This is a genomic window from Pseudoalteromonas sp. KS88 (genome assembly GCF_004766475.1).
Taxonomy (GTDB): domain Bacteria; phylum Pseudomonadota; class Gammaproteobacteria; order Enterobacterales; family Alteromonadaceae; genus Pseudoalteromonas.
Genome location: NZ_PYHV01000007.1, coordinates 129362 through 149002 on the forward strand (window position 1 = coordinate 129362; position 19641 = coordinate 149002).

General features: G+C 40.0%; 17 protein-coding genes. 10 read left to right on the forward strand and 7 right to left on the reverse strand.

Features of this window, described 5'->3' with window-relative positions; genetic code table 11:
- Nucleotides 1–130: 130 nt before the first annotated feature.
- The 3 genes from C7Y70_RS04130 to C7Y70_RS04140 form a co-directional block, all read right to left on the reverse strand.
- Nucleotides 131–781 carry a UPF0149 family protein gene (locus C7Y70_RS04130; RefSeq protein ID WP_099293108.1) on the reverse strand — a complete coding sequence of 217 codons (651 nt, stop codon included), beginning with the start codon at nt 779–781 and terminating at the stop codon, nt 131–133.
- A gap of 108 nt (nt 782–889) precedes the next feature.
- Complete coding sequence (locus C7Y70_RS04135; protein WP_135473484.1) at nt 890–1858, reverse strand: ATP-binding protein; 969 nt, start codon at nt 1856–1858, stop codon at nt 890–892.
- Entirely contained in the window at nt 1848–2408 is a 561-nt protein-coding gene (locus C7Y70_RS04140; protein ID WP_135473485.1) for a heme NO-binding domain-containing protein, read from the reverse strand. Before C7Y70_RS04140 ends, C7Y70_RS04135 begins: the two co-directional genes overlap by 11 nt.
- 301 nt (nt 2409–2709) lie before the next feature.
- Here C7Y70_RS04140 and C7Y70_RS04145 point away from each other — a divergent pair, with 301 nt between their 5' ends.
- A complete protein-coding gene (locus C7Y70_RS04145; RefSeq protein ID WP_135473663.1) occupies nt 2710–3987 on the forward strand; it encodes an HD domain-containing phosphohydrolase in 1278 nt (425 codons plus the stop codon).
- Nucleotides 3988–4067: 80 nt separating this feature from the next.
- A complete protein-coding gene (hemH, locus tag C7Y70_RS04150; protein WP_135473486.1) occupies nt 4068–5087 on the forward strand; it encodes a ferrochelatase in 1020 nt (339 codons plus the stop codon).
- Between the two features lie 75 nt (nt 5088–5162).
- Here the strand turns inward: hemH and arfB are convergent, their stop codons facing one another.
- Nucleotides 5163–5576, reverse strand: coding sequence for an alternative ribosome rescue aminoacyl-tRNA hydrolase ArfB (arfB, locus tag C7Y70_RS04155; protein ID WP_099293116.1), 414 nt, complete (start codon nt 5574–5576; stop codon nt 5163–5165).
- A 107-nt stretch (nt 5577–5683) separates the two neighbouring features.
- Here arfB and C7Y70_RS04160 point away from each other — a divergent pair, with 107 nt between their 5' ends.
- Both C7Y70_RS04160 and C7Y70_RS04165 read left to right on the forward strand, forming a co-directional pair.
- On the forward strand, nt 5684–6244 hold the full coding sequence (locus C7Y70_RS04160; RefSeq protein ID WP_099293118.1) for a short-chain dehydrogenase: 561 nt from the start codon (nt 5684–5686) through the stop codon (nt 6242–6244).
- A 105-nt stretch (nt 6245–6349) separates the two neighbouring features.
- Nucleotides 6350–10393: a DEAD/DEAH box helicase gene (locus C7Y70_RS04165; protein WP_135473487.1), complete on the forward strand. Its 4044-nt coding sequence runs from the start codon at nt 6350–6352 to the stop codon at nt 10391–10393.
- A 3-nt stretch (nt 10394–10396) separates the two neighbouring features.
- Here C7Y70_RS04165 and C7Y70_RS04170 read toward each other — a convergent pair whose 3' ends face one another.
- From C7Y70_RS04170 to C7Y70_RS04180, 3 genes are all read right to left on the reverse strand, one after another.
- Entirely contained in the window at nt 10397–11149 is a 753-nt protein-coding gene (locus tag C7Y70_RS04170; RefSeq protein ID WP_099293122.1) for a phytanoyl-CoA dioxygenase family protein, read from the reverse strand.
- Nucleotides 11146–11736, reverse strand: a complete 591-nt coding sequence (locus C7Y70_RS04175) for a uracil-DNA glycosylase family protein (protein ID WP_099293124.1) — start codon at nt 11734–11736, stop codon at nt 11146–11148. Before C7Y70_RS04175 ends, C7Y70_RS04170 begins: the two co-directional genes overlap by 4 nt.
- A gap of 176 nt (nt 11737–11912) precedes the next feature.
- On the reverse strand, nt 11913–12275 hold the full coding sequence (locus C7Y70_RS04180; RefSeq protein WP_135473488.1) for a VOC family protein: 363 nt from the start codon (nt 12273–12275) through the stop codon (nt 11913–11915).
- A gap of 221 nt (nt 12276–12496) precedes the next feature.
- Between C7Y70_RS04180 and C7Y70_RS04185 the strand changes: the two genes are divergently transcribed.
- The 6 genes from C7Y70_RS04185 to C7Y70_RS04210 all read left to right on the forward strand — a co-directional run bounded on the left by C7Y70_RS04185 (nt 12497) and on the right by C7Y70_RS04210 (nt 19639).
- Nucleotides 12497–13117 (forward strand): fused MFS/spermidine synthase, encoded by a 621-nt coding sequence (locus C7Y70_RS04185; RefSeq protein WP_099293128.1) that lies wholly within the window; start codon nt 12497–12499, stop codon nt 13115–13117.
- Nucleotides 13110–14003, forward strand: a complete 894-nt coding sequence (locus C7Y70_RS04190) for a fused MFS/spermidine synthase (RefSeq protein ID WP_135473489.1) — start codon at nt 13110–13112, stop codon at nt 14001–14003. The genes C7Y70_RS04185 and C7Y70_RS04190 overlap by 8 nt, the downstream gene beginning before the upstream one ends.
- Nucleotides 14004–14221: 218 nt before the next feature.
- Complete coding sequence (locus tag C7Y70_RS04195) at nt 14222–15124, forward strand: ABC transporter ATP-binding protein (RefSeq protein ID WP_135473490.1); 903 nt, start codon at nt 14222–14224, stop codon at nt 15122–15124.
- The gene (locus C7Y70_RS04200) at nt 15124–16644 is read left to right on the forward strand and encodes an ABC transporter permease subunit (RefSeq protein WP_135473491.1); all 1521 of its coding nucleotides are present in this window, start codon (nt 15124–15126) and stop codon (nt 16642–16644) included. Before C7Y70_RS04195 ends, C7Y70_RS04200 begins: the two co-directional genes overlap by 1 nt.
- A gap of 215 nt (nt 16645–16859) precedes the next feature.
- Nucleotides 16860–17621, forward strand: coding sequence for an ABC transporter ATP-binding protein (locus C7Y70_RS04205; RefSeq protein ID WP_135473492.1), 762 nt, complete (start codon nt 16860–16862; stop codon nt 17619–17621).
- Between the two features lie 17 nt (nt 17622–17638).
- Nucleotides 17639–19639, forward strand: a complete 2001-nt coding sequence (locus tag C7Y70_RS04210) for a TonB-dependent receptor (RefSeq protein ID WP_167850790.1) — start codon at nt 17639–17641, stop codon at nt 19637–19639.
- Nucleotides 19640–19641 lie beyond the last annotated feature (2 nt).

Consider the following 19641-nt stretch of genomic DNA (forward strand, 5'->3'; position numbering starts at 1 on the left):
ATTTAGCTACGACAATGGTCGAAATATGCAATTTTTATCTAAATTTTATAATAAAAAATTTATTTGATTGAATTTTACTCAAAAAAAAGCATGATTATTCAAATCATGCTTTTTCTTCACGTGTTGAGGATTAGCCTTCTTCTTCTAACAAGGCAAGCTTTTCGTCTTCGAGCATTAAGGCCATTGATGCAATTGAGACTAAACTTTCATCTAAACCTGCAAACAAAGTGGTAAACCCTGCACTAAGCGCTGCAGGTTCAGCATGTTCTTCTAACGCTTTATCCCACATTGCAAAAGTAGCGAGTAAATTAAGGCTTGCTTGAAAGTTATCAACAAATAGCTGACCATCTTCTTTTGGCTTTGCTTGCTGTTTGTCTACGTTGAGTAAAAAGTTTGAGTCTTGCTGCCATACATCTTGGTTGAGCATGTATGCTGCTAAATACCCCGTACACCAATTTTGCAATGCCAAACTAGGCGCTTGAGCATCCTGCGCTGGGGCATAAAGTGTATTTAAAATGTGTGTTTGCGCAACCTGCGCTTCTGTCACATTATCTAACACGCTATTCATGGCATCGCGTTCTTTTGAGTCATTCATTAGTTTGTCGAATATTGCTTCATCAGAGCCTGCAATATAGCTAGCTATTTCTGACTCACCATAAAACTCTGAACACGCAAGTAAACCGCTCATAAAGCCCAAAACATGGTCTGTTGTTAATTTATTTGATTCACAGTGCTGCTGCAAAAGACTTGCAAGAACGTTTAAGCCATCTTCATTGATCATAATTAGCCCTAAAAATTTAACTATACTATACGCTTATAAACACATTAGAGGGTTAAACTAACTTATTCAAATATTTTAACAAATTAACATGAGAACGGTTTTCATTTGCTAGTCATTAAAAAGCGAATGACTCAATACAGGGAAAAAACAACTTACCTTTGTCCCTTCGTGTTCAGTGCTGTCTATCTCAATTGTTCCTGAGTGTGCAGTTACCATTGTATACACTAATGCCATGCCCATGCCGGTGCCGGTACCAACGGGTTTTGTGGTAAAGAATGGATTAAATATTTGCACCTTTACTTTATCGCTCATTCCACAACCATTATCGGTGACTGATATGACGATTTTGTTGTTCTCATAGCCTGCATGCACATGAATATGCCCATCTCTTTCATCATGCACATCACACGCATGTTTGGCATTAATGAGTAAATTAACAATAATCTGATTAATCATCGATAGATTACACATTGTTTGTGGCAAAGGACTAAAATGGCTTGTTATGTTGTAGTTTTTTAGTTGATTATTTAACAGCTTTAAGGCGTTTTTTATGCCGTCTGTCATATCACAAAGGTCTTTTTCGTTATCTGCAGGGCGTGAAAAGTTTAGTAGGTTGCGCACTATGGTATTAATTCGCCGCAGGCCTTCATCACTGTCCTCAATCAGTTCTTTAATCTCTGCCCCTATTTCAATAAGTGACTGCGACTGGCGTAACGTTTCTAAGGCCGCCTTTAGCTCTTTTGCGTCTAATTTTCCTGATGCAAATTGCTCATTTAAAAGCAGCAGTTTATCCACCACTAACCGAGTTTCAAGTAGGTACTCATTGTTACTCATCACATAGGCAAGTGGGTTATTTATCTCATGTGCAACCCCAGCCGCTAAAGTACCTAGCGTTGCCATTTTATCGGCTTGAATGAAGAGCTGTTGTTGACGTTCAAGCGCTGCCACTTTTTTTACCAGCTCTTGATTTAATGCTGATAGCACTTGGCTTTTATCTTCTATCAATTGCTCAGCTTTAATTCGAGCCGCTCGCTCTTGATAATATGCTTGCTCAAAATCGTCAATTTTAGACGTCATTTTCTTCCATTCGTGTGTAGAAAACATTCAGAATACATGCATCATCACCTCTATGCTGGCACAGCGGGTGCGTTATTTTGATCGACATATCAAAATGATCACCAGCTCCATAAATTAAGCCTTCTGCTAATATGCATAATTTGCGCGGTGAATTGTAATGTATTTCAATATGCCCTGATGTGATCATCATACAACGCATGGTGGGTAAATTAGCGCCATGATGCAGCTTGTTTACTTCTTTGTGGATCACATTGTTTATATTTAAAATAAGGGCTTCAAAATGGGCAAAGCGACTCACAACGACTTCATAATGAAACATTAAATGTGCGAATAAATGACGCCCAAATAAGGCTAACACTTCATCACGTGCGATTTGCAGTGTCTCGCAAATATCTTCAACCATGGCATAGAGCTCTGTATCGGGGTAGTCATTCACAGCAACGTAACAGCGCCCTTCAGCCGCATATTTATCTAGCAGCCTATCCCAATAAGATTCGTCTCGATGCTGTACAACCATCGTTTTGAGAGCACAAAAAATACTCCCCTTCATCGTACTTTACAGTCCAAGTAACGCATATGAACTATTAATGCCCTCGGATAAATGCCCTTTATTCGCACAGCTAAAAAAATTAAATAAATAATAGTGAATCATCTCCAATGAGTTAAATAAATGAGTGAAGTTCACCTACTATAATAGTGGCACAATACATTTTGATGTCTTTGCGTTACTTGTATTTATAAAATTAGCACAATTTATTTTTTTTACACGTTTATAAACTGGGTTTCACACGCTATGTTTAAAGTGTATAAAAATAAAGGAGTTGTTTGTGGAGACGCCAGCTATTCAAATAATGTGTGTAGACGATGATGAAATCGTACTGCGGTCTTTATCAAGGCTGTTGAAAAGTCAGCACGAAAATGTGTTAACTTTTACAAATCCACTTTTAGCGCTAGAGCAGATCAAACAGCACGAGTTTGCAGTAATTATCAGTGACATGCGTATGCCACAGATAAATGGCGCTGATCTGTTCAATCAGGCTCAGGCGATTTCTCCAGATTCTCAACGAATCTTGGTGACAGGCTTTACCGATATAGAAACAACGCTTGATGCTGTAAACAAGGGCAAAATACATGGGTTTATTCAAAAACCTTGGCAAAATAGCTTGCTGTTGAGCACTGTGACTGACAGCGTCGAGAAATATAAATTAAAAAAGCAAAATCAACGACTGCAGCAAAAAATAACAGAGCAGAACAAGCAACTTAAAGAGCTTAACAATTCGCTAGAGCAACGTGTTGAGAAACGCACTAAACAAATTAAGCTGGTTTTAAAAAAGTTAGAAATCGCCAATGCACACGAGGTTAACGAGCATCAGAGCACCGTTGAGGTTTTGTATAACTTTATTAACGCCAACCCATACCTAGATGGCACTAAAGCGCAAAACATTTCTAATACCTGCACTGAAATTGCCAAACAGTTAAAACTGCCGCCAAAAAATATTGAAATGGCCTCAATGGCAGGTTATTTAGCACAAATAGGCTTGCTTGCTATGGACCCTGATCTGTATAAAAAACCAGTCAATGAATTAACAGAGCAACAACGAAAAAACTTTTATACCCACCCAAGTACTGCACAATTAATGCTCATGCCCGCAACTCATTTACATGAGGTTTCTGAGGCTATTTATCACCAATATGAATATTATAACGGCAATGGCATTCCCAAAGGTATAAAAGGAAATGAAATCCCTCTCAGTGCAATGATTTTGGCTGTTGCTCGAGATTATTGGAACGCATACGAAAACAATAACTTAGCACTTGGCAAGCGCCACCAGCATGCAATTGATGTGATAACTCGCTACAGTGGAAATTTTTATCATCCTAAAATTGTATCTGCACTAGAGCAATGCCAGTTAACATGTATAAAACAGCAGTCTCAAGTGGGCTCAATGAAGATAATAAGCGCGCAGGAATTACAAGTTGGTATGGTTTTAGGTCATGCGTTGCAAAGTCATGCTGGTATTATGCTTTTACCAAAAGATCATACATTTAGTGCTAAGTCTATTGAGAAGTTACAGCAACTAGAAGCTAAAAAACCATCACCATTTAGGATCATGATCAAATCATCGTGATTTAGTGATCTTTATTAGCCTTTTCTTCGTTACAATAGCATAATAATGTATCTAATTACTGTCTATTTTAGGAGCAGTGCGTGTCGCGATTTTCAGCCGTTACCGATAACCCTCATGATCAGCGTTTTAATCAAAAAACCGGAATTTTACTCACCAATTTAGGTAGCCCAGACGCCCCCACAGCGAAAGCTTTGCGTATTTATCTAAGAGAATTTTTATCTGACCCTCGTATCGTTGAGATCCCTAGACTTATTTGGATGATAATCCTCCACGGTATTATTTTACGTATTAGACCTAAGCGCTCTGCAAAGCTATACGAAAGTATTTGGACGGAAAATGGCTCGCCATTAACACATATTACTCGCCAGCAACGCGATAAGCTTGATGCCTTCATTAAAGCTCAAGGTTACACCAATACTGAAGTAGTCATGGCAATGCGTTATGGTAACCCATCTATTGAAGCGGGCCTTGAGCAACTTAGAGACAAAGGCCTAACGCGTATTGTGGTTTTTCCTTTGTATCCTCAATATTCAAGCCCGACAACAGGCTCAACTTTTGATGCTGTAGCCAAAGTACTGCAAAAGTGGCGCTGGGTGCCTGAACTTCATTTTATTAATGGTTACCACAAAAACGAACGGTACATAGAATCGCTTGCCAATAGCGTAAGTGAAGACTTACAAGCCAACGGTACTCCACAGAAGTTAGTCTTTTCGTACCACGGTATGCCGAAGCAGTTTTTAGATAACGGTGACCCTTATCATTGCCTGTGCTTACAAACCACGCGCCTTGTTGTTGAAAAGCTAGGCCTTGATAAAGACTTGGTAATTAGCACTTTTCAAAGCCGATTTGGTAAAGCTGAATGGTTAAAACCATACACTGACGCCACGCTTGAGTCGTTACCGGGTGAGGGTATTAAAGACATCGCTATTATCAGCCCTGCATTTAGTGCTGATTGCCTTGAAACGCTCGAGGAGTTGGAAAGTGAAAATCGTGAAATATTTGAGCATGCAGGCGGTGAAAAGTACCGTTACATTGCAGCGTTGAACGACCGAGATGATCACATTAATGCATTATTTAATGTATTAAAACCGATGCTTTAACTAAAGCAGTTATTTTCGAGGCTGGGTTTTCAGCCATATAGAGCCTAGTATGTGGGCGCTCCCCATTAATAGGCTCTAAAGCTTTATATTGCCGCGCAGCGCTTTGGTTTGTCCGTGCTTGGTTTTTTTATCCATGCGCTTGCGCTGCGAATTTCTCGTTGGTTTTGTTGCGCGCCGAGCACGTTGTAGTTTAGTAGCTGACACAATCAAATCTTTTAAACGCTTTAACGCATCCTCTCTGTTGAGTTCTTGGGTGCGATGGCTTTGCGCTTTTAAAACAATCACTCCCTCTTTTGTTATTCTATTGTCATTGAGTTGCAGCAGTCGCTGCTTGTAAAAGTCAGGCAGTTTAGAGCGTTTTATATCAAAACGAAGGTGAATAGCACTGGCCACTTTATTCACATTTTGCCCGCCAGCCCCTTGCGCTCTAATTGCAGTAAGTTCTACTTCCCACTCATCGATTGTTACTGTATTTGAGATAATTAACATTAGGTTCAGATAGTTTTGTCAAAATGAAAGTGTAACATTTGTTAGTAGTTGAGCCCACATATTGGCGCTTTGCTTAATCAAGTAGACTATTTTATAAGGAATTTAACATGAAAAAACTAGTGATGGCACTAAGCTTGACTGCAATGAGTTTTTCAAGCTTTGCAAAAGATATGACTGAAAATGAGCTAAAAAGTTACATTCAAGCACTTCCCGCAGTCGTTGATTGGTCAGATGATCAGGATGCACTTAAAAGTGCTAATTTAAAAAGTTTACTTGGCAGTTCAGATAGCAATAACAATGCGTTAGCTTTGAGCGCATTAGGCAAGATTAAAGATAATGACTTATACAAAGAATTTGCAACACTTACCAATCAGTATGGTTTAACCCCTGAGCAGTTACTTAGCGTAGGCTCTGAAGTATCAATGGCTTACTTTGAAACGATAAAAAGTGACCTATCACCTGAAAATAAAGAAAAAGTAAATCAGCTAATGGGTGGACTGCAAAGTATGGGTGCGACTAAAGATAAAGGCGCAACTTCAACGATGGGCATGGTAGGTAACTCTGCAAGTGCAAAGAGCCAAGATGCAACGGCTGTCAGTGCTCATAATCTTGAGCTTGTTCAAGAATATCTGCCGCAATTAAAACGATTATATGCTGATTTGCAATAATCATTACATAAAAATGAACAAGCGACCTTAGGGTCGCTTTTTTATTGCTTGTTATAGTTGCATCTTTATACTGAACACAATTTGTGATCAGACTTTAGTAAATTTATGCCGTTGAATACTCTACCAAGCGTACAAACACCAGATGAACAAAAATCCCTTTGCGCTTTACTTGCGCACCTGTTAAGCGCCTCCTCGTATGGTTTTCAACACTCAGTTCAGCAAATCACTCAGCGGCTATTTCGTCACATAAAAGCCGGCTATTCGTTTTCTAAAACTGAGCTAAACTCACTAACAACTCAGTTAGTAGAACAAAGTTTACTGTGGAAACTCCCTTTTGGCCCGCATTATAAAGTAACCACAGACGCAGTCCCTTTTATAATCATAAATTTACAGCAACACCAAACAAGCTTAATTGCGCCATTATTGACTGAAATTAGCCATGTGTATCATCAACAAGACAAAGCACTAAACTTTATTACCTTGATACTAGAGCATTTTAATAACCCCAAAAAGCGCTCTATTATTAATGCCGAATTTGATCTGGGCGAACAGTTTGTACATTTGCTGGGCCAATCTCAATTCGCTAATGCATTGTGGCAAATATTACCCAAACAATGGCAACAAGAATGCCTAATTCACTTCGCTCACGCGCAATTTTTTAATTTAATGGCACCAAACCCTTGGCCTACATTAGTAAACTCGTGTGACGGGATGTGTGAGCACACACGTTATTATTTTAATGAAAACCTTGCAGTATTATTACAAGACAAACAATACGATGAGTTACTCGATAGCCAAGCAGATTGGCAACACGCATTATTTTTAGAGGCAAACACCCTTGCTATTAAGGGCGATGCACCAGAAACAGCATTAACCCACTACAAAAGTGCGCTCACCCGTTTTAGAAAGAGATTTGGTAAGGGCTATTATCCTTCTGAAATGACAGGACTGCTTTATACGCTCAGTTTGCTAATTAATGGCAGTGCTGCTGATATGAAACAATTAACCACGTGTAAAAAGTGGTACTACAAACACTTTGGTGAAGACGCTTATACCAGCATTGCCGTTGATTATTTGCTTGATAATGATCCTATTTCACACTTTCCCAGCTATCGACTCGTCAACAGATTAAGCAACTTAATGGCGAATCCTAACGCAGTTGCGGCATTATTTTGTTTTTTAATTGCATTGGTCAAATATGCCAACGATGAACAAATAGATGAATTACGGGGTCAATCGGCGCTACTTAAACAGTTATTAAATACGCTTGCTGATCACTCACATTGGGTAGGCGAGCAATGTTTACACTTAGCCAAGTGGCTCTTTGATGATTCAGCACTGCCTAATGAAGGTATTTTGCAACACTTTTCGCGGGTACCACAATGGCAACGCTGGCTCGATGAAGTCAGCCAAATCAACGAACAAAAAGACACTATGCGTGTAATATGGCAACTTGATCTGACCCACCTTGATTTGCCGCTAGTACAAGCAAGAGTACAGCAACTTAATGCAAAAAATGAATGGACTAAAGGCCGCAAAGTAGCCATTCACGATCTTAAGAATGAGCAATATCAGGCAGCCTTAACTGAAGCTGATATCAATTTAATAGACGTTATTTATAACCATGCCGGCTTTGGTTATCAAGAAGTACAAGCAACTGCGACAGTGCTGCAAACTTTAATAGGCTTTAATAACTTAGAAGATCATCGCAGCGCTCCACTTACCCTAATAAAAGGTGAGTTTATTATTGAAATAGCCAAAGATCTAAACGACTGCTATAAGCTGGTATTACAGCCAACAATCGACGATTATGATGGTGATTTTTTACTTACTCACAGTCATGGCAATAGCTACCAAGTATTCGCAGTGGATGAAAAACAACAAAAATTACAGCAATTATTTGAGCAGCAACCTAATAACCTGACCGAAGAGCGCCTACCGCAACTTAACGCGGCACTTAAAGCATTATCCAGTGATCATCATATAAGTAGCCAACGCAGTGAGTTTGCCGAAGTAAATAATGTGCGCCTAGGTGATTGCCAGTTCAGTGCTGTCATTAAGCTTACGCATATGGGTATAGACGTCAATTTTTATGTTATGCCTCATACTGTTGATGGGCCGTGGTTAGAACCTGGTGAAGGGGCAACCAGCATTGTTTATAATGACGACACTGATAGCAATAGTGTTGTAGTTAAACGCGACCTAAAAGCTGAAAAACGCACATTCAAAAAATTGCTAAAAAATCTTAACGGTGTGTTTGTAGATAAAAATCACCAGCTCAATTCATCACTACAGCAATTTTTTATCCCCGAAGATATAAGCCAAGCAATTGAAACCCTCGAACAGGCCAACAAAAGTAAAGCCCTGGTACTTAGCTGGGACGAAAGCAGCCAAGGCATGAAGCTGGCGAGCAGTAAACACCTTTCACTAAATCTTAATGACGATAGCGATTGGCTTAGTGTCAGTGGCGATGTTTCACTTCCTAGTGGCGATATTTATACACTGCAAACACTACTCAAAGCACCGCGCCGTGGCAGTATTATTAATTTAGATGATGAGCAATCGCTGATCCTAGATCAACGTTTAACTAACTTGCTCAATCGTTTAGAAGGCATGCAACACGATAACGCAGACACTTCACAGCTACGTATAGCTAACGCCCGCGCGTTACCGCTACATCAAACACTGGCTGATTTAGGGGATGTTACATTTGGTGAAAACTGGAAAACGCGATTAGCTAAGTTTGATCAAACTGTCGAGCCCATTTTGCCTGCACATTTGGTTAACGTGTTACGTGACTATCAAATCATTGGCGTCAAATGGTTAATGCAACTTGCTAATTGGGGGCTCAATGCCTGTTTAGCCGATGACATGGGCTTAGGTAAAACGCTTCAAACACTCAGCGTATTACAAATGCGAAGCCACTTAGGCGCAAGTTTAGTGGTTGCCCCTAAATCGGTGTGTCATAACTGGCAAGCCGAAGCCGAACGCTTTGCCTGCACATTAAATATAAAAACCATTGCTAACGCCACCCTGTGTGAAGAAGTGTTAAGTAATTCACGTGCGAATGATTTGATTATCGTCAGTTATGGGCTATTGCCATTAATTGGTGAACAACTTGCTAAGCTTGAATTTACTAATATTGTGTTTGACGAAGCACAAGCAATTAAAAATCCATTAAGTTTGCGTGCAAAAGCCGCGTTCGCACTTAACGGACAATTTAAAATTGCCCTTTCCGGCACCCCTATTGAAAACCATTTAGGCGAGCTTTGGAGCTTATTCAACTTTTTAATGCCAGGCTTTTTGCACACGTTGCCGATGTTTAAAAAGCGTTTTGGTAATGCCGATAAAAACCAACAGCAAGCCGATACACTTAAAACCTTAATCGCCCCGTTTATTCTACGCCGAACTAAGCAAACAGTGCTGACTGAACTACCAGAAAAAACCGAAATAAACTTAACCTTTGCATTATCTGAAAAAGAACAAGCACTTTACGAAGCAACGCGTTTAAATGCTCTAGAACAAGCCAATCAAGACGACAGTCAGTACATTACCATTTTGGCATCATTAACTAAGCTACGCCGCGCTTGTATAGCACCACAGTTATTGCTTGAAAACAGTAAAATGCCTTCAAGTAAACTCGATACCGCCGAAGCAATTATTACCGAGCTGCTTGAGAATAATCACCAAGCGCTCATTTTCAGCCAATTTGTAGATGTATTGAAACTCGTAGAGCAACGATTACAAAAACGAGGCGTTGATTACTGCTATTTAGATGGCAGCATGAGTACCAGCAAACGTAAACAACAAGTTGAGCTGTTTCAAGCAGGTAAAGCCCCGCTATTTTTGATAAGTCTAAAAGCAGGTGGAACAGGGCTTAATTTAACAGCGGCAGATTATGTATTGCACCTTGACCCATGGTGGAATCCTGCTGTTGAACAACAAGCATCAGATAGAGCACATAGGCTTGGCCAAACTCGCCCCGTTACTGTATATCGGTTAATTGCAAAAGATACGATTGAAGAGAAAATTCTTCAACTGCATGAGCATAAACAAGCGTTAGCTGACAAACTGCTGGCTGGAAGTGGTGACGTTGGTCAATTATCAAAAGACCAATTGCTGGCTCTTTTAGCTCATCAAGCTCAGTAAGCGCTACTGATGCGCAAGTGTTACGGCAAAGGGGCTGGCATCTTCTAACTCGTCAAGCATTTCAGGGCTAGGTAGGCAAATATCCTGAACAAAATGCAGTACATCTGGCTGTGGCTCACCAAATAGTACGTCGAGCGCTAAACGGTCTTTTCCGTAAAGACCACGGTGAATCATGTTGGCTGAAAAGATAAGTAAATCACCCGCTTGCATTTCTATTGTGTGCCCCGTGGGAAGGTCATCGTGGGTATTGCTGTGATCTATCGCTAAACGTGTTGCCAACTCTTGGGGTGTATCCCAGCGTCGATGTGTGCCAGGAACAAGTTCAATACCGGGCTCATCTTCCAGAGCGACACGACAATGAATAACTTCTGGCCCCGTTAACGCGGCTTGCTGTTCTTTTATATCTAAGTGATATTGCATATCCCGGTGCCAATAATTCTCTTGCTCTGGGTTCACCGGATTAAAGAACAATTGGGTATTTATAAAAGCAGCACGCGTTAAAATAGAATCAACCTGAGCCATTAATTTAAAGCTGGCAATAAATTTAAATAGCACCATTCGCTGCGCGTCATTTAGATAAGTGTTCGCCGTTAAATAGGCGCTATTAACCGCCTTGCTTTTGTAAAAGTAGTGGTTGTCGGGGATCCATTGCTGATGAAAACATTTTACCACCTCGCGCACTTCGCAAAGCTCTGCTTCAGTATAAAAACCGGGAATATGAAAAAAACCAGTGCTACAAAATTGTGTATTGATCATTTATCACCTTGGGACTGTAAAATAGTACCAACCTGCTGTTGAAGTGCGGGTAATACATCCGCTTCAAACCAGCTATTTTTACTCAACCAACTATTATTTCGTGGGCTTGGGTGTGGCAAAACTATTTTACTAGGCCAATACTCACGCCATGATTTTACTAACTCAGTTAGCGGTGTGTTTTTATACTCTGGCAAATGGTATGCCTGTGCGTACTTACCCAAAACAATCGTTAACTTTATGTTTGGTAATGCATTTAATAACGGTTCTCGCCATGCAGGTGCGCACTCCTTGCGCGGAGGTAAATCACCTGACTTGCCTTTGCCTGGGTAACAAAAGCCCATTGGCAATATCGCTATTTTCGTTGCATCATAAAACACCTTTGTATTTATACCCAACCATTGGCGCAATCGTTCACCGCTGGCGTCATTAAACGGCTTACCTGTTTGATGCACTTTGAGTCCTGGTGCTTGACCGGCAATTAAAATGCGCGCTTTTGCATTAAATTGAATCACTGGGCGCACGCCTAATGGCAATTGAGATTCGCAGATCATGCAATTACTAACTTGTTCAACTAAATTACTTTGCATCACTGAATTGCCCTATTTACTAATACACAGTTAATGGGCAAACTTCACTCACAAGCCTATTACAAAGCGATTCTTCAATCTGGGCATTATAAATAGGGGCTGCGTTAAACACTTTACTGTGTGTTTTTGCCATAAAAGTTGCTCGAGTTAGTAAAAAAATGATCTATCGAATATCGTTATACTTTTTCGGACCATACGGCAAACTCATTGCCACATGGGTCTAAAAAGTGAAATCGGCAGCCACCAGGAAAGTCAAAAAGAGCTTTGCTTATATCTCCCCCATGTTGTTGAACTTTAGCCTGTGTTGCCATTATGTCATTACTGTAAAACACCAACAGTGGCGCACCATTTGACGTGTTCGCAGACAAAGGTGCTTGATAAAATCCACCATCAAGCCCTGCAAACTCTTTACTAAAAGCGGTGTACTCAGGGCCATAGTCCGTAAACTGCCAATTAAATACAGCACTAAAGAACGCTTTTGTTTGTTTTAAATCTTTTGCTGCAAACTCAACATAATTGAGTTGTTCATGATTTGCCAAAACCTAATCCTTAATAACTAGTTAACGTTAATTGACCTGCGCTTTTTTCTGTATTAAGAATACAAGCAGTTAAAAAAAATAGCGAATTATTCACTAAGATCATTCCGATTAAAAATATAAGTTGTGTAAACAAGATGTTTCACTGTGTATAAGAATAGTATAGCGAAGCTATGCTCATCACGTTAAGATGGGTTAAATATAACAACAATAAGAAACGACAAATGTTTAATAAAACTAACGCATTAATTTACTTTTTAGCCTTCAGTAGTGGCTTTAGTATTATGGGAATCGAGTTGCTAGGCGGGCGGATTTTGGCGCCATTTTTTGGTAGTAGTGTACATATTTGGGGCAGTATTATTACCGTGTTTATGCTGAGCCTATCGTTTGGTTACTTACTTGGCGGTAAAATGTCGATTCGACAACCATCGTTAACAAAGTATGGACTGATTTTTTTGGTTGCAAGTATTATGGTGCTTCCAATCGCACTATTCGCACAGCCTATAATGGCGTTTATTTTTAGTCATATAGAAGATAGCCGTTATGGCTCTTTGCTCGCATCTACCGCATTATTTTTTATTCCAACCATTATCCTCGGCATGATTTCACCCTACTCTGTTAGATTGCTCGTAACAGATCGTGAGAGAAGCGGCCAAGTTGCTGGCGGCTTGTACTTTGTAAGTACCTTAGGCAGCGCTTTAGGCACTATAATTACCTCTTTTTACATGGTGCTCGCATTTGATGTAAATAGCATCATCATTGGGTTCGCGACGTTAATAGGAAGCTTAGGGTTAGTTGCGATAGTTGTTGATTCGTTAGCAAAGAAAGAGGTGGTTTATGCGTAAACTCACTGCTTTATATTTCGTTGCAACAGCCCTATTTGCCTCCCAAGCAAGCGCAGAAATCATTCATAGTGAGCGGTCCTTGTATCGAAATATATTAGTCGAAGAAAATGGCGATTTGCGGTGTTTAAAATTTGATGAAAAAACCCGTATGAGCAGTCAAAGCTGTATGTATATAAGTAAGCCTAAGCAACTTGTTTTTAACTACACAAAACTTACTTTCGCGAGTTTACTAATGATTGATGATCCTAAAAATGTGCTCATCATTGGTTTAGGTGGAGGAACACTGTCTAATGTAATACACGAACTCTACCCTAAAGCCACAATTGAAAACGTAGAAATTGACCCAGCCGTGATTAAAGTAGCCAGAGATTACTTTGCTTTTGTAGAAAACGATAAAGTGACATCAAAAGTACAAGATGGCCGTATTTTTATTAAACGTGCCGCGATAAAAAAACAACAATATGACTGGGTTATTCTTGATGCTTTTAATGGCGATTATATTCCTGAGCATTTGTTAACTAAAGAGTTTTTCGAAGAAATTAAAAGTGTGCTTGCACCCAATGGAATTGTGGCTGCAAATACATTTTCATCAAGTAAATTATACCAGCATGAATCAGCGACATACCATGCGGTGTTTGGCGATTTTATTAATGTCTCGACCACTGAAAATAGTAATCGCATCATACTTGCAGGGTTTAAGCACATGCCCTCACAGCAGCAACTTGCCAGTCGAATAAATAAACTAAGCCCACAACTATCACCTTATGGTATCGACTTGACTGCAATCAGTGAAGGAATGGCCTCGACCAAGGACAATCAAGATTGGCCTGCAAATACTAAGGTATTAACCGACCAATACTCGCCAGCGAACCTACTTAACTTTTAGCCCGCTTTATCGCCGACCAACGTCGGCGACAGCACAACACCTACCCCTTACTATTGAGTAGGTATTTGATTGACGCTTTTCACTATTATTTAGCGAAAGTGGTGATTAACTGCGTTTTAATCAATCAAGCTTAACATTAAGCTATTGATAATTATAAGTTATAAAAACGGCCCAATCATTGCTGAGTAAATTAACTTCATAACAAGAGACATTCACCAATGTTAGATATTCAATCATTGAGCCATCAATATAAAAAAGGTAAAGACAAACAATGGGCTATTAATGATCTGTCTTTGCACGTTAAACCAGGCATTTTAGCGTTGCTTGGCCCTAACGGAGCGGGTAAATCGAGTTTAATGAGAATTCTAGCCACCATCACAAAACCTACACAAGGGACTATTTTGTATAAAGGCCAGGATATTGTTAAAGCGCCCCAATTATTACGTAAAGAGCTGGGCTATTTGCCTCAATATTTTGGCGTGTATGACCTGCTCTCTGGTGTTGAGTTTTTACAATATATGGCAGGATTAAAAGGGCTTTGCAACGCCCAAAGCAAAAACGTTATTGACGACTTACTTAATAAACTAAATTTAACCCACGCAGCAAACAAACCTTTAAAAGGGTATTCCGGCGGTATGAAGCAGCGAATAGGTATTGCTCAAGCTTTATTAAACGATCCCCAATTACTTATTATTGACGAACCTACTGTAGGCCTTGACCCACATGAACGTTCGAATTTCAGGCAGTTGTTAACAGAGCTCTCTACTGACCGTTGTATTATATTCTCAACGCATATTGTCTCTGATGTTGAATCAATTGCTGACCATGTTGCGATTATGAAAAATAGCCATCTTATTCGCTCATCTACCGCTGCACAATTGCAACAAGAAATAGCGGATAAGTGTTGGACACTGAGCGTTGAGCACAACGAATTTAAGCGCTTTCAGGATGAGTTTATTGTTAGCCATAGTGTAAAACGAGCAAACAAACTGGCGCTTAATATTGTTTCCCCGTTTAGTCCGCATGCCAAAGCAACGCTCAGAGAAGCCACGTTAGAAGATGCATATTTGTATTTCACCCGTGATCAATTTGCTACAGCAAACGCACAGAGAGCTGGCTAATGAATCAAATATACCAATGTATTCTCGCTGACTTTAAACAACGTACTCGGCAACAACGTTTCATTGTAACGCTACTCTTAATGTCAGTATTAACATTGCTGTACTTTCCACCCCCTGATGCGCAATATCAAACACTGGTTATTAATGGCTATCGCGGCATTTATAATAGTGCCTGGATTGGGCTGTGCCTTGCCATGCTCAATGTAATGTTTTTACCTATTATTTGTTTTTATTTAGTCAAAAATGCGCTTGAATTAGACCGCCAATCACACACCTGTGAGTTAATTGCAGCAACTCCTATAAACAAGCAAGCATTTGTATTTGCTAAGTGGGCCGTCAATATATTTATTTTGCTGATTATCGTCTTCGTTATGTTATTGACGAGTTTATTTATTCAAATGTATTACGGTGAGAGCTATCAATTCGATGTATGGGCTTTTTTGTGGCCGCAGCTGGTGTTTGTGCTCCCTTTGTTGTTCGCTATTTCATCCATCGCTATCTTGTTCGAATCAATAAAGTGGCTGCGAGGCGGCTTAGGCAATGTGGCTTATTTTTTCTTATGGGTTGGCTTTATTACTCAGAGTATCGAGGGAGTGTCGGGGATCGGCGCAATACTTGAAAACTTAGAATCTGAAGTAGCGACTCGCTTCCCTACTGAGCAAGGCATGTCTAACATAGGTATTACAACCAACAATGCTGTAAATACCTTTTTATGGGATGGGTTTACCCCAAGTTCAGCTTACCTTGTAGGAATGTTACCTTTATTGGGTTTAAGTTTAATAGGATTGACGCTTGCGTTTTGGTGTTTTGATCGTTTTAGCCATACACCGGCAAAACGGATGAAAAAAAACTTTCCCCTTTCAATTCACCTTGCAAAAGTCGCAACCTTGCTTGATACCCTATTTATAACCGCAACAAAGTCATTTGCCTTCACGCGTTTTTTTAGGCTAGAGCTTAAACTTATGCTCAAGGGACAGACGAATAGTTGGATTATTGGTTTGCTTGTTTTAAATATGGGTCAGCTGTTCGTAAGCCAGGAGTTATTAATAAGTGCTTTAATACCCCTTTCATTGCTGTGGTGTGTGCTCGTGATTTCGCCGTTGGGCCAGCTGGAAAAGCAAGCAAATACACTAGAAATAATGACTTACAGTAAACGCACCCCCATATTACAAAATACAGCCAGTTTAATTGCAGGGTGTACTGTGCTTTTAATCGCTTGCTTTGGTGCTTTTGCCCGACTGATTATTATGGCTGAATGGTTATTGATAATACAGCTATGCATTGGCATTGTGTTTATGGTTTCGCTTGCTTATTTTTGTGGTGCATTTACCCAAACAAAACGCATGTTTGAAGTGCTGTTTCCAGCTATTTGGTACTTGGGCCCAATTCAAACTGGGTTATACCTTGATTTTATAGGTGTTAATAGCCAAGCCAGTTGGCATGCTGGAATGCCTTACTACTTTTTAGCCTGTGCAGCCACCATGGTTACACTAACAATGAGTGTAAAACAAACACGCTAGTTAGCAAATTAATCTACCTATACTCCTCTTAAACGAGTGTAGGTAGATACATACTCGCCTGAACCACTTTGCAAAAACCATTGCTCTGACTCCACGCTAGCCAATCATACTCTTAGGTAAGTTTATTTTTCTTGAGAATTATTCTTATTGTTGTCCCAAAACAAAAACTGTTATAACATAACAAATGTTACGATATAACAAAATAAAGGATTCTCATGATTGAAATAAGTCACCTAAGTAAATCGTTTGGTGATAACAATGCCTTAAACGATTTATGCTTATCTATTCCTGCAGGGCAAGTAACTTGCTTACTTGGCGCTAATGGCGCGGGTAAAAGCACCACGTTAAATCTGCTACTAAACTTTATTACACCTGATTCAGGACGGATAACCATTGATAATATTGATGTGCAAATGGAGCCAGAAAAAAGTAAACAAAAACTTGTGTACCTCCCAGAGCAAGTAAATTTATTTGAAGAATTCAACGCGATTGAAAACCTGCAATACTTAGCCTCACTTACAAAACAAGTTATTAGTAACGAACAAGTTGAAGATGCACTGATTCAAACAGGTCTGCAAAAAAGTGCGTGGTTAAAGCCTTTGAGCAGCTATTCAAAGGGTATGCGACAAAAAGTAGGCATTGCATTTGCTATTTTGCGACAAGCAAAAGTGCTGTTACTTGATGAGCCAACATCAGGGCTTGATCCAAGTGCGACCCGTGAATTTATCAAAATTATAGAGTTGCTAGCACACCGTGGTGCTGCAATTTTAATGGTGACACATGATCTGTATTGCGCGCATAGCCTGGCAAAGCAAATAGGCATTATGAAACAAGGAAAACTGTGTACCTTACTCGATAATAACACCCTGACTCTTGATGAACTTGAAGCACATTACCATCACATCATCTTAGGTGATCCATTACCTAAGCCCGCTTCACTTAACAATACAAACTCTCTCAAACCTGAACTAGTATAATTAGTAGGAAAATGAACATGTGTAGTACCCGCCTTTCGCCAATTAGCCTTGCGCTATTAACTAGTTTGAGCATTTCAACAGCCGTGTACGCTGACGATGAGCAAAACAAAGATTCAACCTTATTTATTGGTGAAGTGATTGAAGTTATCAACCACAATAATGCTGCAAAAGAGGCACAATTAGTCGGCTCAGTCGACATAATTAACCGCGACCAATTACAAAATGAACATGTAAATGTCACTGTGGATTTATTAAAAAAGGTTCCTGGGGTTTATTTTTCACGTTTTAACCAAGGTATCATCTCCACTGATGTGGCTATTCGTGGCTTTAATGCTGAAGGCTCAATGCCACACACCAAGTTACTGATTGATGGCATCCCTAGTAACTTACACGTAGGCTTAGGCGAAATGGATGCGCTATTTCCTATGGAAGTAGAATCAATTGAAGTTGTAAAAGGCAATCATGATGCGCGCTACGGTTTGCATAATTTAGCGGGCAATCTTAATCTGCGCAGTCGCCGTGATGATGCTAAAGAAGTAGAAGTACTTGTAGGTAGTTTTGATACTTATGAGGCACAAGGTTACTTTGGTGATGTGAAGGACACTTTTTCACAGCATTACTTTGTCGGTGTACGTGAAACCCAAGGGTATCGTGACCATAGTAACTTAGAAAAGCATGTATTATCTGGCAAATGGTTCTATCAACCAACCAATCAAACCGAAGTAGGTGTAGTTGCACGATATTTTGATTATGAAGCCGATGCACCTGGGTACCTTACAGAGGAAGCGGCAAAACGCGATGCAACCCAATCAGCTGATTACGCTAAACATGACAGTGGTGATAAACAAACTCAGCACCTTAGTGTTCATGTTGATCATACGTTGGATAAGCAGTGGCATCTAAGTGTCAAAACCTATATTCAACAATTTGATCGCCATCGCTACATTCAATATACCGCCTCTTCTGCTCAACAAGAACGACTAGAGAAGGATCGCCAATACGGTGCTATTGCAACGTTAAGCGCTGTGCTGAACCCATCTTGGTTATTAACCATGGGCCTTGATTATCAAGCGCAAGACAATACCAATGAGCGTTTTAGAACTATTGAGAAAACCCGCCAATTGCAATTTCGTGATTGGGACTTTGATTACAATAATGTCGGTGGATTTACGCAACTTCAGTACCGAGGTGAGCGACTATTGTTAAGCGGTGGCCTTCGCCTCGATAGCTTTTCGGGCGACTTAGTTGATGGTATCAACCAACAAACCAAAGCAATCAACGATGATGGGGTGATTTTACAACCCAAATTAAATGCCTTGTATGAACTCACCGATTCACTGAATATTTTTGCGAACTATGGCGTTAGTTTTCAAGCGCCCACAGGTAGTAAAGCCTACCTTAGTGAAAACAACCCTGGCTTTGAGTTTTCTAAAAACTATGGTTATGAAACCGGCGCAAAGTGGCAGTTATTTGAGTGGTTGAATACGCGAGTGTCTATCTGGCAGCAAGATGCTAAAGATGAATTAACGCCAAAAACAGATGGTTCGGGCGGCTTTGATAATATTGGTGAAACTAAACGACGAGGTTGGGACCTCGCCTTTAGTGCAGATATAAACTCTAAATGGTCCAGCTTTGCATCATATACCCGTCAGGAAGCCAAACTGGTTGAACCTGGTGAAACTAAAATAGCGCAAAAAGGTAACTGGTTATTAGGCGTGCCGGAGTTTACAGCTACGGCCGGTGTTATTTATCGCCCAAGTGAGAAGCTAAAAACGGCAGTCTACGGGCATTTTCAAGGTGATTATTACGTAAGTAACGTCGTACAAAACAAGCAATACGGCGATTATAAGCTCGTTGATTTAGCCATTAATTATGATTTAGGTTGGGGTAATGCAGGCTTTAGAGTCAACAACCTATTTGACAGTTACTCGGACTATGTTTACTTGGTTGGCGATGAAACAATCCATTCTCCTAGCGATGGTCGTTCAGTCAATTTAAGTCTGTCATATCGATTTTAAAA

What these genes read in the sequence shown, in the direction of transcription:
- C7Y70_RS04130 (WP_099293108.1), bottom strand. Translation starts at nt 781, where the DNA reads ATGATCAATGAAGATGGCTTAAACGTTCTTGCAAGTCTTTTGCAGCAG.
- C7Y70_RS04135 (WP_135473484.1), bottom strand. Translation starts at nt 1,858, where the DNA reads ATGACGTCTAAAATTGACGATTTTGAGCAAGCATATTATCAAGAGCGA.
- C7Y70_RS04140 (WP_135473485.1), bottom strand. Translation starts at nt 2,408, where the DNA reads ATGAAGGGGAGTATTTTTTGTGCTCTCAAAACGATGGTTGTACAGCAT.
- C7Y70_RS04145 (WP_135473663.1), top strand. Translation starts at nt 2,710, where the DNA reads ATGTGTGTAGACGATGATGAAATCGTACTGCGGTCTTTATCAAGGCTG.
- arfB (WP_099293116.1), bottom strand. Translation starts at nt 5,576, where the DNA reads ATGTTAATTATCTCAAATACAGTAACAATCGATGAGTGGGAAGTAGAA.
- C7Y70_RS04160 (WP_099293118.1), top strand. Translation starts at nt 5,684, where the DNA reads ATGAAAAAACTAGTGATGGCACTAAGCTTGACTGCAATGAGTTTTTCA.
- C7Y70_RS04165 (WP_135473487.1), top strand. Translation starts at nt 6,350, where the DNA reads ATGCCGTTGAATACTCTACCAAGCGTACAAACACCAGATGAACAAAAA.
- C7Y70_RS04170 (WP_099293122.1), bottom strand. Translation starts at nt 11,149, where the DNA reads ATGATCAATACACAATTTTGTAGCACTGGTTTTTTTCATATTCCCGGT.
- C7Y70_RS04175 (WP_099293124.1), bottom strand. Translation starts at nt 11,736, where the DNA reads ATGCAAAGTAATTTAGTTGAACAAGTTAGTAATTGCATGATCTGCGAA.
- C7Y70_RS04185 (WP_099293128.1), top strand. Translation starts at nt 12,497, where the DNA reads ATGTTTAATAAAACTAACGCATTAATTTACTTTTTAGCCTTCAGTAGT.
- C7Y70_RS04190 (WP_135473489.1), top strand. Translation starts at nt 13,110, where the DNA reads ATGCGTAAACTCACTGCTTTATATTTCGTTGCAACAGCCCTATTTGCC.
- C7Y70_RS04195 (WP_135473490.1), top strand. Translation starts at nt 14,222, where the DNA reads ATGTTAGATATTCAATCATTGAGCCATCAATATAAAAAAGGTAAAGAC.
- C7Y70_RS04200 (WP_135473491.1), top strand. Translation starts at nt 15,124, where the DNA reads ATGAATCAAATATACCAATGTATTCTCGCTGACTTTAAACAACGTACT.
- C7Y70_RS04205 (WP_135473492.1), top strand. Translation starts at nt 16,860, where the DNA reads ATGATTGAAATAAGTCACCTAAGTAAATCGTTTGGTGATAACAATGCC.
- C7Y70_RS04210 (WP_167850790.1), top strand. Translation starts at nt 17,639, where the DNA reads ATGTGTAGTACCCGCCTTTCGCCAATTAGCCTTGCGCTATTAACTAGT.